Source organism: Corallococcus sp. CA054B (genome assembly GCF_003611625.1).
In the GTDB taxonomy this organism is placed as follows: domain Bacteria; phylum Myxococcota; class Myxococcia; order Myxococcales; family Myxococcaceae; genus Corallococcus; species Corallococcus coralloides.
This window is the reverse complement of sequence record NZ_RAVY01000253.1, coordinates 1-12181: the sequence shown is the minus strand read 5'-3', so window position 1 is coordinate 12181 and position 12181 is coordinate 1. Positions and strand designations below refer to the sequence as shown.

12 protein-coding genes and 1 pseudogene are annotated in these 12181 nt (G+C 70.4%); 4 read left to right on the top strand and 9 right to left on the bottom strand.

Features of this window, described 5'->3' with window-relative positions; all coding sequences use genetic code 11:
* The 7 genes from D7V80_RS36995 to D7V80_RS36965 all read right to left on the bottom strand — a co-directional run.
* Window positions 1-1586: PEGA domain-containing protein (locus D7V80_RS36995; RefSeq protein WP_120592552.1), on the bottom strand; the 1586-nt coding region annotated here is incomplete at its 3' end.
* Window positions 1587-1653: 67 nt separating this feature from the next.
* Complete coding sequence (locus D7V80_RS36990; protein WP_120592551.1) at window positions 1654-3000, bottom strand: S41 family peptidase; 1347 nt, start codon at window positions 2998-3000, stop codon at window positions 1654-1656.
* 84 nt (window positions 3001-3084) lie between these two features.
* A complete protein-coding gene (locus D7V80_RS36985; protein ID WP_120592550.1) occupies window positions 3085-3945 on the bottom strand; it encodes an alpha/beta fold hydrolase in 861 nt (286 codons plus the stop codon).
* A gap of 82 nt (window positions 3946-4027) precedes the next feature.
* Entirely contained in the window at window positions 4028-5164 is a 1137-nt protein-coding gene (locus D7V80_RS36980; protein WP_199738948.1) for a murein hydrolase activator EnvC, read from the bottom strand.
* Entirely contained in the window at window positions 5161-6063 is a 903-nt protein-coding gene (locus D7V80_RS36975) for an ABC transporter permease (protein ID WP_120592549.1), read from the bottom strand. Before D7V80_RS36975 ends, D7V80_RS36980 begins: the two co-directional genes overlap by 4 nt.
* On the bottom strand, window positions 6060-6752 hold the full coding sequence (gene ftsE / locus D7V80_RS36970; protein ID WP_120527935.1) for a cell division ATP-binding protein FtsE: 693 nt from the start codon (window positions 6750-6752) through the stop codon (window positions 6060-6062). The genes D7V80_RS36975 and ftsE overlap by 4 nt, the downstream gene beginning before the upstream one ends.
* A 101-nt stretch (window positions 6753-6853) precedes the next feature.
* Window positions 6854-7423: a hypothetical protein gene (locus D7V80_RS36965; protein ID WP_120592548.1), complete on the bottom strand. Its 570-nt coding sequence runs from the start codon at window positions 7421-7423 to the stop codon at window positions 6854-6856.
* A gap of 268 nt (window positions 7424-7691) precedes the next feature.
* Between D7V80_RS36965 and carF the strand changes: the two genes are divergently transcribed.
* Entirely contained in the window at window positions 7692-8549 is an 858-nt protein-coding gene (carF, locus tag D7V80_RS36960) for a plasmanylethanolamine desaturase (RefSeq protein ID WP_120592547.1), read from the top strand.
* 27 nt (window positions 8550-8576) lie between these two features.
* Here carF and murI read toward each other — a convergent pair whose 3' ends face one another.
* Both murI and D7V80_RS36950 read right to left on the bottom strand, forming a co-directional pair.
* Entirely contained in the window at window positions 8577-9395 is an 819-nt protein-coding gene (murI, locus tag D7V80_RS36955; protein WP_014399032.1) for a glutamate racemase, read from the bottom strand.
* A gap of 132 nt (window positions 9396-9527) precedes the next feature.
* Entirely contained in the window at window positions 9528-10544 is a 1017-nt protein-coding gene (locus D7V80_RS36950) for a hypothetical protein (RefSeq protein WP_147447340.1), read from the bottom strand.
* Between the two features lie 154 nt (window positions 10545-10698).
* On the opposite strand from D7V80_RS36950, the gene D7V80_RS36945 reads away from it, so the two are divergent.
* From D7V80_RS36945 to D7V80_RS36935, 3 genes and pseudogenes are all read left to right on the top strand, one after another.
* Window positions 10699-11415 carry a MotA/TolQ/ExbB proton channel family protein gene (locus tag D7V80_RS36945; protein ID WP_120592545.1) on the top strand — a complete coding sequence of 239 codons (717 nt, stop codon included), beginning with the start codon at window positions 10699-10701 and terminating at the stop codon, window positions 11413-11415.
* 12 nt (window positions 11416-11427) lie between these two features.
* Window positions 11428-11907 carry a protein TolR gene (gene tolR, locus D7V80_RS36940; RefSeq protein WP_120592544.1) on the top strand — a complete coding sequence of 160 codons (480 nt, stop codon included), beginning with the start codon at window positions 11428-11430 and terminating at the stop codon, window positions 11905-11907.
* Window positions 11908-11910: 3 nt separating this feature from the next.
* A pseudogene (locus D7V80_RS36935) lies at window positions 11911-12181 on the top strand (energy transducer TonB); the annotation flags it as partial.

Here is a 12181-nt window from a genome sequence, read left to right as displayed (position 1 = left end):
GGGTTGTTCGCCGGGGCCGGCTCGGTGACGGGCGTGGCCGTGGTGTTCGCCTTGGGGGCGGGCTCCGTCTTCGCGGCGGGCGGAGGCGGCGGCATGGGCAGCGCCTCCTTCATGGGCTTTTCCTCACGAGCCGGCGCGGCCTTCTCCGCCGGAGGGCTCGCGGGGGTGCTGGACGACGAGCCCCCACCCTTCTTGTAGAACGCCAGGTAGCTGCCGGCGCCCGCGGACACCAGGCCCGCCAGCACGCCGATGTCCGCCACCAGCGCGTACGTCTTGCCGGTGCTCTTCAGGTCCTCCGCGCGCGTGCTGCCCTGCGGCGCGGTCTTGAACGCGTCCGCCTTGGAGGAGGACTCCAGGCCGAAGTAGATGCCGCCCGCCAGCAGCGCCACGCCCGTGGCCAGCAGCACGTAGCCCGCGGTCTTGCGGCTCACGCCTCCGCCGCTGGCGAAGTGCTTCACCGGCTTGCCGTCCACGCGCGCCGCGTCCTGGGCGACCAGGCCCGTCAAGAGCGCCTCGGAGCCCGTGGCCATCGCGTCGCCGCGCGGCACCTGGCCCAGCGCGTACGCCAGGTTGTGGCCGTCCGCCACGTCCATGCGCAGGCCGGTGACGGTCAGCGGCGCGTTGCCCGGACCGCCGCGCACCAGCAGCGCCAGCACCTGCGGCACGCCCGCGAGCGCGCCCAGCTCCTGCAGTGCCTGGTCCCGCTCCTCGTCGTCGGGGTTCTTCGCGATGCGCTCCACGAGCGCCGCGTAGCGCTGCTGCACCGGCAGCTTCGTGAGCGAGAAGGAGGCCTCACCCTCGCGAGCCCGCCCTTCCGTCACGGCGTAGCCCGGCGCCACCAGCGTCACGTAGTGGTCCGCGCGCGTCAGGCCGGTGAGCGCCAGCGGGGACACGCCCTTGTAGGTGCCATCCACGAACACCTGCGCGGCGGCGGGCTGCGTGGTCACGTTCAGCGTGGCCTGCGCGCCGTCCAGCTGCGCCTTGCGCTCCTTCTCCACGAACGCCATGGACTCGGGCGGGAAGAAGTTGGCGTTGAAGGTGGCGCGCGGATCCACCGCGAGCACGCCGCGCATCTCCAGCTCCGCGGCCTTGTTCTCACCGTTGACCCCCTGCGTCGCGGCCTTCATCACCCGCGCGCGGCTGAGCAGCGGGAACGCGCGCGACAGGTCCGCCTGCTCGTAGGCCTTCACCGCCTTGTCGAAGCTCTGGAGCGCCTTCACGGTGTCCAGCTCGTCGTAGGCCTTCGCGCCTTCCTTGAACGCGGCGTTGCCCTCGACCGCCTTCTCCTGGCGCGCGGCCGCGCCCTGGGCATCCAGCGCGTCCGTCAGCCGCACCAGCTCCATCCGGCCGGAGCGGGCCACGGCCTGCTCCGCCCAGTGCGCCAGCGCCAGCGCCTCACCCTCCAGCGAGGCATCCACGGGAATGGCCACCACCGCCACGCGGGGGCCCGCCGCCGTCGGCAGCGTTCGCGGCATCAGCCGCAGCGGTACGTGTTGCTGCTGCGCGGCGGCGGGGCCCACGGCCAGCATTCCCACCAGCCAGCCACTGAGCGTCGCGTGCAGCGCGCGATTGAAAGGACGTCGCATCCGGTCTCCCTCGTTGCTGTGCGCATTACACGCACTGCGAGGCGGAACGCCACCTCGAAAGGGGGTTTCAGCGACCCGCCGTGCTCCCGGAGGCCCGGGGCGTGGGCCCTGGCGCCAACCCATGGAGGTAGTTGAGCGCAATCCTCAGCTGTGGATCCGCGAGCTTCGCCGTCACCGCCCAGTCCTTCAGGTTCGCGGGCAGGGTCCGGGGCTGGGCCGCGACCTCCGACGTCGTCTGGGACGGCTCCGCCTTGAAGTGGCGCCGCAGGTCCTTCTCCCGCGGCGCGTCACTGCCCGCCTTCCCGGAGGCGTCCTCCGGCACCAGGAAGTCCGGGGTGATGCCCTTCTCCTGGATGCTGCGGCCCTTGGGTGTGTAGTAGCGCGCGATGGTGAGCTTCAGGCCGGAGCCGTCCTCCAGCTCGATGATGGTCTGCACGCTGCCCTTGCCGAAGGTCTGCGTGCCCATGATGACCGCGCGGCCGTGGTCCTGGAGCGCGCCCGCGACGATCTCCGACGCGGAGGCGCTGCCCGCGTTGACCAGCACCACCAGCGGGTAGTCCTTCTCCGTGTCTCGGTCGCGGCTCTTCTCCTCGGAGGCGTTGCGGCCGTCGCGCCCGCGCGTGGACACGATGGGCAGGTTGCCCGGCAGGAAGCGGTCGCTCATGGCCACGGCCTGATCCAACAGGCCGCCGGGGTTGTTGCGCAGGTCCAGCACCAGGCCGTCCAGCTCCCTGCCGCCGTTGAGCGCGCGCAGCCGGTCCAGCTCCTTCTTCAGCGACTGGTCCGTGCGGTCCTGGAAGTTCTTCACCTTCACGTGACCGATGCCGCCGTAGAGCGCGCTCTCCACGGACACGATGCGGATGTGGTCGCGCAGGATGGCCAGCTCCCGGGGCGCGTTGAAGCCCGCGCGCATGAGCGTGAGCAGCACGCGGCCCCCCGCCGGCCCACGCATCTTCTGGAGCGCGCGGCCCAGGTCCATGCCCTGGGTGCTCTCCCCGTCGATGGCGAGCAGCTCGTCCCCGGCCTTGATGCCCGCGCGAGCGGCGGGCGTGTCGTCGATGGGCGCCACCACCACCAGCCGGTCGCCCTTGCGCGCGATTTCGATGCCCAGGCCGCCGAACTCACCGGACGTGTCGATCTTCATCTCCCGGAAGACTTCCGGAGGCATGAAGAGGGTGTGCGGATCCAGCGTGTCGAGCATCCCCTGGATGGCGCCCTGGATGAGCGTTTTGCGGTCCACGCCCTCCACGTAGTTGTTCTCCACGTAGGAGAGCACCCGCGCGAACAGCTCCAGCTGGCGGTACGCGGATTCCTCCCGGCCCGCCGCGTCCCCTGGCTTCTGCGCGAGCGCGGGCGCGCCCCACAGCAGGAGCGCGGCGAATCCCATGCGCCACGGCTTCGGGAAACGGGTCACGGGAGCGCGTCCTCGGGGGTCGGTTGGAAGGGGCCGTCGCAAGGCCCCCGAGTCTACACCCGGCCCGCCGGACGATTCCCGCCCTTAGAGGCGGGCCCGGTCCGCGAAGCCCACCAGGTGGGACACGAACGCGTCCGGCCGCTCCATCTGCGGCACGTGGCCAAAGCCCTCCACCACATGCACCTCCGCCTGGGCGGGCAGGTGCTGCCGGTACCAGTCGAGGATTTCCGGGGGGAGGAGCCGCTCGCTGCCGCCCCAGAGGAAGAGCACCGGCATCTTCAAATCCCGCACCGCATGGGGCGCGATGCTCGCCTGCGTCGCGAGCGCATCCGCCGCCAGCGCCTGCACCGTGGGCGTCGTGTAGAGCTTGCTCAGCACCGGCGCGAGCAGCAGCGCGCCCAGGGGCGGCCGGTGGAAGAGCTTGCGCGTCAGGGCGCGGACGTCCGCGGGCGACTTCACCGCGAAGTGCCCCAGCAGCGCCGCCAGCGCCTGCGGCGTCAGCTCCGCGCCCGCGGGGGCCACCAGCGCCAGCGCCTTCACCCAGGCGGCATGCTCGGAGGCCAGGTTGACGGCCATGGCCCCGCCCAGCGAGTTGCCCACCACGAGGGCAGGCGTCTTCACCACCTCTTCGAAGTAGGCGCGCAGCACGTCGAACTGGCTCCGCACGCAGGTGGGGCCGCCGCAGTACTCACTGGAGAAGCCGTGGCCCGGCAGGTCCGGCGCGAGCACGCGGGAGAAGCGCTTCGCCAGCCCGAAGAAGGTGCGCCCGAAGCCGTTGGCGGACCCGCCCAGCCCGTGCACCAGCACCACCGGCGGACCCTCGCCCTGCCCCTCCAGCGCGTAGTGGTGCACCGCCTGCCCACCCACGTTCACCGTCTCCGACTCCACACCCCGCGCCACCAGCACGCGGCGCATCGCTTCCTGCATCCCACCCATCAGGTCCACGCGAGGGCCTCCTTCGTCCACCGACGACCACCTGCTTCTAACGTCCCTGCATCTTGGACGCAGCGCATCAAAACAGACAGTGTCACGGCGTCCCGGCAGCCGCCGTGGCGGGGGCCAGCCAGGGGGCTGGGTCGACTGCCTGCCCGGCGCGGCGGACCTCGAAGTACAGGTAGGCGCCCTTGAGGGAGCCGGTGTCTCCCACCTCCCCCACCACGTCCCCCGGGGCCACGCGCGTGCCCACGGCGACGGAGATGGTGGAGAGGTGGGCGACCAGCGTGTGGAAGTCGTCTCCGTGGTCGACGATGAGCAGGTTGCCGTAGCCGCGCAGCCAGCCCGCGTAGACGACGGTGCCCTCGGCCACCGCGTGCACGGGGGTGCCCGCCGCGGCGCGGATGTCCACGCCCTTCTGCACAGTGACGGTGTTGAAGCGCGGGTTCACCACGCGGCCGAAGCCCACCTCCACGATGCCCGCCACGGGCCGGGGCAGCTTGCCCTTCAGGGCGCCGAAGCCGCTCGTCGCGGGGGCTTCATGCAGGTCCACCAGCATGCGGGTGAGCTCCGCGTCCGCGCCCTCCAGCTCGCGCACGGCGCGCTTCGCCAGCTCCGCTTCGCCGGCCAGCTTCCCCACCACCTCCTCCAGCGCCTCCTGCTGGGCCTGGGCCTGCTTCGACTGCTGCTGGAGGAAGGCCACGCGCTGCGACAGCGAGGTGTGCAGCCGCTTCAGCTCCAGCGTCGCCTGCCGCTGGAGCGTCGCCACGTGCTGCACGGTGCGCAAGAGCTCCAGGTCACCCGCCATGCTGGCCTCCAGCGCGCGGGCGCGCCACATGAGCGCGGCGAAGTCGTCCGCGGACAGGAGCACCTCCAGCGGGCGGCGGCGCTGGAGCCGGTACAGGGTGCGCAGGCGCGGAGACAGCCGGCGCAGCTGGGCGCGCAGGGCCTCGCGCAGCACGGCCTCTTCCTTCTCCGCGAGCGCGACGCGGCGGCGGAAGAGGTTCAGGTCGCCTTCCAGCGCGCGCACGCGGCGGCGGGAGAAGGCGGCCATGTCCTCCATCAGCTCCATGCCCTCCAGCACGGAGAGCTTCTTCGCCTCCACCAGGGCCAGCGTCGCGCGCTGCGCGGCCAGCTTCTCGCGGATGGCCGCGCGCTCCGCCTCCTCGTCCTGCTGGGCGAACGCGGCGCTCGCGCCCAACAGCGCCATGAGCCAGACGAGCCGCCTCATACGCGCAGGAAGCGCCCCACCGCGACGAAGCTGCCGCCCAGGCCCAGCGCGCAGCCGGCCACGAGCAACTCCAGCGCGGTGCGCGTCTCCACCCACGGCGCGGCCACGCCCGGCCCCAGGAGGAACGCGAAGAGCGAGCCCAGCGTGGGCCCCAGGAGCCGGCCGAACAGCCACAGCCCGCCCACCGCCACCAGCGCGCCCAACAGCCCCTGCAGCAGCCCCTCCAGGAGGAACGGCGCCTTCACGAAGCGGTCCGTGGCGCCCACCAGCTTCTGGATTTCAATCTCCTCGCGCCGCGAATAGATGGCCAGCTGGAGCGTGGCCGCGACGATGACGATGGTCGTCCCCAGCACCACCACCAGCGCCACCAGCGCGCCGAAGCTCAGCGCGCGGGCGATGGCGGACAGCCGCTCCACCGCGGCCTCGCCGTAGTCCACGCCGGTGACGCCGGGCAGCGCGCGCAGCTCCTTCGCCAGGGCCGCCAGCGCCGCGGGAGAGCGCCGCGCCTCCGGCACGCGCAATTCCAGCGTCGCGGGCAGCGGGTTCTCCGGCAGCTCCGACAGCGCCTCGCCCAGGTCGCCCAGCTCCTGCTTGAGCCGCTTCAGCGCCGCTTCCGGCGGCACCACCGTCACCTCGCCGTGACTCAGCTCCACCACGCGCGTGTGGACGCCGTGCACCTCGTCCTCGCCCAGCTGCGGCGCCAGGTAGAGCGTCACCTCCACCTCGCCGCCCAGCGACGCGAGCAGGTTGTCCACCACGTGCGACGCGCCCCGCGCCAGCCCCGCCGCGAACAGCGCGATGGCGATGGTGGACACGGCGATGAAGTGCACGAAGGGCGAATGCTTCAGCCCCCCGGCCGCCGAGCGCCAGAAGTAGGCCGCCTTCGACAGCACGCTCATACCAGCATCCGCCGCGCCGCCTTGACGCCGTCCTCGTCGGAGACGATGAGCCCGCGCTCCAGGCGCACCGTGCGCTTCTGGTAGCGCGAAAGGAGCGTGGCGTCGTGCGTGGCCACCATCACCGTGGTGCCCCGGATGTTGATGTCCGTGAGCAGGTCCATGATTTCGACGGTGAGCGCCGGGTCCAGGTTGCCCGTGGGCTCGTCCGCCAGGAGGATGGTGGGGTCGTTCACCAGCGCGCGCGCGATCACCACGCGCTGCTGCTCTCCACCCGATAGCCTGAGGGGCAGCGAGTTCGCCTTGTGCTCCAGGCCCACCAGCTTGAGCATCCGGTGCACCTTCTCGCGGCCTTCCGCGCGGGGCACGCCCAGCACGTCCAGCGTGAAGCCCACGTTGTCCGCGACGCTGCGGTGGGGCAGCAGCTTGAAGTCCTGGAACACCACGCCGATGTTGCGCCGCAGGTACGGCACCGCCGACTCGCGGATGCGCGCGATGTTCTTGCCGCCCACCAGGATCTGCCCCTTGGTGGCCTTCTCCCCGCAGAAGATGAGCTTGAGCAGCGTCGTCTTCCCGGCGCCGGACGGGCCGGTGAGGAAGACGAACTCGCCCTTCTCCACGTTCAGGTTGATGTCCTGCAACACCGGCGGATCGCCGGGATACGCCTTGTAGACGTGGAAGAACTGGATCATGTCCGGAGAAGCGCGAGGCCCTCCGGGCAGCGTACCACGCCCCCGGAGCCCGCCCAGGAACGGGCCGGGCGTGGCCGGAGGGCGGCACCGCGCGAGCGGCCTTAAGAGGGCTCGCCCTCGCTCGCCAGGTAGCTGAGGATGACCTCGTCCAGGCTCTTCTCGGAGATGAGGTCCTCTCCGAAGAGCGTCTCCACGCCCACCTCGTTGATGCGCGGCTTCTCCTTGAGGGCGCGCGCGGCGGCCACTTCCGGAGGCAGCTGTGAGGCGGGGGCCGCGACGGGCGGCGGAGGAGGCGTGGGGGGACGCGGCTGCGCGGGCGCTTGCGGCAGCTTCGGCTGCGCGGCCATCTCCGCGTCCGTCGCGAGCTGGCCCGGCTGGTACGAACGGACCGTGGACTCGTAGTTGTCGTACACGCCGTTGATGAGGTTGCGCAGCATCTCCTTGTGCTGCTCCTCCATCAACTCGCGCACGACCTCCGCCAGGTTCTCCGCGTTGAGGATGTCCGCGTAGGACGTCTTCTTGGACGCGAGGATGTTCCCGCCCACGAACAGGTGGGTGATGATGTGGGGGTTGTTGACGCCCGAGTCCTCGGTCTGGACGTGGTAGACCTTCCCCTTGTGCTTGATGTTGTGATTGAAGCCGGTGACGGCTTTTTCGAAGGTTTTCGCCATTGCCGAGGTCGGGCACCGTAGCAGCGGGGTCCAGGCTTCACAAGGTAAGCGTCACGCGTCCCGCACCTCTTTTACGCGTGCCTGCCCGCTCCCTGGGGTGTGCGTCCGCCACCTTCTGGCACCCTCCGTGTACGGATCCGCACGGGTCCACCAGCCTGCCGGGCATGGGCGCCTCTGTTGAAAAGCTGAAATGGCCTGGGGTACGTAAACCGTTCTGACGATCGCGCCGTCAGCCCCTCCCTCCCTGCCGCGGCCGGAACGACCAACGATGAAGAAGCCGGACACCATCGCGGACAAGGTCCGCCTGCAGGATGCCCAGGCGCTCGCGCAGGGCTACTCGCCCGCCATCCGCGCCATGGAGATCGCCTCCATCATCGCGTTCGTGGGCCTGGAGAGCGTGCTCGTCTACAAGCTCTGGAGCACCCACCACACCGGGCCGTGGATGCTGACGCTGGCGGTGGTGCTGGGCTACCTGGCCGCGGACTTCGTGTCCGGCTTCGTCCACTGGATGGGCGACACGTGGGGCTCCACGGAGATGCCCATCCTGGGCAAGGCGTTCATCCGCCCCTTCCGCGAGCACCACGTGGACGAGAAGGCCATCACCCGCCACGACTTCGTGGAGACCAACGGCAACAACTGCCTCGTGTCGCTGCCGGTGGCGGCGCTCGCGGTGGCCATTCCGCTCGCCGGCCCGGGCTGGGTGTTCCTGGCCGCGTTCCTGGGCGCGATGATCTTCTGGGTGATGGCGACCAACCAGTTCCACAAGTGGTCGCACCTGGATGAGCCGCCCGCGATCATCAACTTCCTGCAGCGCGTGCACCTCATCCTGCCGCCGGACCACCACCGCATCCACCACACCGCGCCCTTCAACCAGTACTACTGCATCACCGTGGGCTGGATGAACCGGCCGCTGAAGATGATCCACTTCTTCCCGCTGATGGAGCGGCTCATCACCTGGGCCACCGGCCAGCTGCCGCGCCAGGACGACATCGGCACGGAGGCCGCCCAGGCGCTCGTCGCCGTGGACGGCGCCCAGGAGGTGCCGGTCATCCAGGCGGCCAAGGAGCTGCTCAAGTCCTCCGCCGAGGAGCCCACGGCGAGCGTCTCCACGCCCCCCGTGCGCTGAGGGCAGGGCCCCGGGCGGCAAGGCTGCCTAGAAGCGCAGGTCCACCTGCTCCGCGGAAGGAATGGGGCGCCCCAGGAAGCGGGCCCCCACCTCCACGAAGCGCTCCGGCACGTCGGTGACGAAGAAGGCGTGCTCGGGCGCGCCCACGGACGCCGGCGGTGCCAGCAGCCCCTTCTCCTCCAGCAGCTGTGCCACCGCCTCCGCCGTGGCCTCCGCCGAGTCCACCAGTGACACGTGCGGCCCCACGACCTCGGCGATGACGCCCTTGAGCAGCGGGTAGTGGGTGCAGCCCAGCACCAGCGTGTCCACGCCGTCGCGCGCGAAGCCGGCCAGGTACTCGCGGGCCACGAGTAGCGGCACGTCGCCGTTCGTCCACCCCTCTTCCGCAAGGGGCACGAAGAGCGGGCACGCCGTCGCCTTCACCGCGACCTTCGGGTTGCCCGCCTCCAGCGCCCGCTGGTACGCGCCGGAGCGGATGGTGCCCGGCGTCCCGATGACGCCCACGCCGCCGCCCCGGGTGCGCTGGAGCGCCGTGCGGGCCCCGGGCTCGATCACGCCCAGCACCGGCACCGGCAGCGCGGCCTGGAGGGCGGGCAGCGCCGCGGCGGAGGCCGTGTTGCACGCCACCACCAGCAGCTTGATGCCGCGCTCCAGCAGGAACTCCGCGTTCTTCAGCGAGTAGCGCGTCACCACCTCGCCGGACTTGGTGCCGTAGGGCACGCGCGCGGTGTCCCCCAGGTAGAGCGTGCGCTCGTGGGGGAGCCGCGCCATGAGCGCCTTGAGGACGGTGAGGCCCCCGATGCCGGAGTCGAACACGCCGATGGGACCGTGGCTGTCTTGCCGCATGGGGTGAGTCCCTATCACGTTTGATGCCAACGCCCCCCGCACCGCCCGCGTGCCCCCCAGAACGCACGAAGGGCCGGAAGCCTGGAAGGCCTCCGACCCTTTCATGACGCCCGTTCCGGGTGGGCCCTGCGACTACTGGACGCGGTCGAGCGGAGCGATGGCAGCGTCCTCCGCGGGCGGGAAGCTGTGGGCGTAGACGCGCAGGCGCAGCATGTCCGCGCCCCGGGGCGAGATGTAGCGCCGGCCACCCGTGCCATTCGCCTGCAAGGACACGTAGTACTCACCGGGACGCAGGAACTCGAAGACGGCCGGGGACTCGTTGCACCTGAACCACTGGCCCGCCTCACCGTAGACCCACTCCAGGGTGTGCATGTCCTGGAAGTTGATACCCACCTCGCTCACGCCGGCCTCGCCGCAGCTGAGCCGCACGGCGCCTTCATAGATCTTCCAACCCACCGCGGCGCCGCCAATGGCCCAGGTGTTCGCCGTGATGGAGGCCGGGATGCCGGCCTGCGACGTGAAGGCACCGCCATAGTAGTAGAGGGGCCGCTCCAGGGAGTCGATGGCCACGACCTCCAGGTAGTGCTGCCCGGGGGCAATCTCCGGCGTCTCCACGTAGCGGCCCTGGCTGCCCTGGTTGCAGTTGAAGCGCCCCCACGGGCCGTCATCCACGCGGGCATCCACATAGGCCACCCCGGCCTGGCCGCACGAGGGGTAGGACGTGCCCGCCTCCGTGGGGAACAGCCAGTTCACATAGGCGTAGGAGGTGGCGCCCGTGTTGCCCGTGTTGAAGTTGATGGGCACCGCCACGTTGCCGTCCACGGAGAACGTGCCGCGGTACGAGTAGACCGCCACGCCGTCGTAGTCCACCGCCTGCGCCGTGAACGAGTACGTGCCGGGCGCGAAGTCGTGCAGGATGATGCCGTCGAAGCCGTTCGCCGAGCAGGGATACTTGCCGTCGCCCTCGAGGATCTCGCCGTCGATGTAGATGTCGACGCCATCGATGTTCCGCATCTGGCCGCAGGTGGCGCCGTCGAAGCTCCACGACATCCGGACGTCGCCGGGGTAGCGCGGGTGGTTGCTTTCAACGACGCAGCCAGTGAGTCCAGAGGAGAAGCAGAGGAATGCGGCGAGCGTTCTCGCGTTCATGATGGGCATCCGTGGTTCGGGATGGTTGAGGTCGTCGGCCCGGAACAACCCTCCAGACGACCGACCCCGGGAATTATTCAGTGCCGTCCAAAGCAACCGGGCGTTGTCGGCGGGTTTGACCCACCCGAGGACGGAATGTTACGCGCTGGACCCCATGATACCCCACCTGCCACTGGCCTTTGGCGCCATGAACTACGTGGAGATCATCCGCGACGCGTCGTTCATCGAGCTCGCGGTGCTCCTCCTCCTCATGGGCGTCTCGGTCGCCTCCTGGGCCCTCATCGCCATGAAGGCCACCCAGCTGTCGCGTGCCCGCGCCCAGTCACTTACCTTTCTTGACACGTTCTGGAAGGCGTCCCGGCTGGAAGCCATCTATCAGTCCGCCCAGAAGCTGGAGGGCTCGCCGCTGTCGAAGGTGTTCTGCGCGGGCTACGAGGAGCTGAGCAAGCTGGCGCAGACGGGCACCCAGGAGGGCGGCGCCGAGGCCGCGATGAGCGCCAAGCTGGGCGGCATCGAGAACGTGGAGCGCGCGCTCAACCGCGCGGCCACGGCGCAGATCACGGAGCTGGAGAACCGCGTGTCCTTCTTGGGCACGGTGGGCGCCGCGTCGCCGTTCGTGGGGCTCTTCGGCACGGTGATTGGCATCCTGGGCGCGTTCAACAACATCGCGGAGCAGGGCAACGCCACGCTGGCCACGGTGGCGGCGCCGGTGGGCAACGCGCTGTTCGCCACGGCGGCGGGGCTGTTCGCGGCCATCCCGGCGGTGGTCGCGTACAACTCGTTCGTCAGCCGCATCAAGGTGTTCGACACGGAGATGTCCAACTTCTCCGCGGACTTCCTCAACATCATCAAGCGGCACTTCTTCCGCTAGGGGACCCGTCACATGGGCATGGGCGGAGGCAAGGGCGGCGGTGGGCGCACCACCATGAGCGAGATCAACGTCACGCCCATGGTGGACGTGATGCTGGTGCTGCTCATCATCTTCATGGTGACGGCGCCCCTCATCCAGCAGGGCGTGAAGGTGAACCTCCCGGAGACGAAGGCGGCCCCGGTGGAGGCGACGGAGAAGAAGGTCGTCCTCTCCATCGATGCGGGACGCAAGGTCTACATCGGGGACGCGGAGGTGCCGCTGGAGGAGCTGGAGACGAAGCTCGCCGCCAACGCCAAGGCGCAGGCGGACAAGGAAGTGTACCTCCACGCGGACCGGGACGTGCCGTACGGCGTGGTGGTGGAGGTGATGGCCGCCGCCCAGCGCGCGGGCATCGCCAACGTGGGGATGATCACGGAACCCGCCACGGGCTCCAAGGCGTCCAACTCCGGCAAGGCACCCGCCAAGGGCAAGCCCAAGGAGGCGAAGCGCTAGCCCATGAGCTCCGCGGTTTCCCACAGCCTGCTGGTGTCACGGCCCACGCGGCTGTCGCGCTTCCTCGTCGTCTCCGTGGTCGGGCACGTGGCGGTGGTCGCGGCGGCGCTCTTCTACGCGGGCTTCACGTCCGCGCCGAAGGTGAACCTGGACCAGAAGCCCATCAACGCGTCGCTGGTGCGGCTGGGCAAGCCGCGCGACCCCAAGCTGCTGCCGCGCAAGGAAGTGGCGCAGCCGCCGCCCAAGGAGGTCGTGGCGAAGCCCACGCCCACTC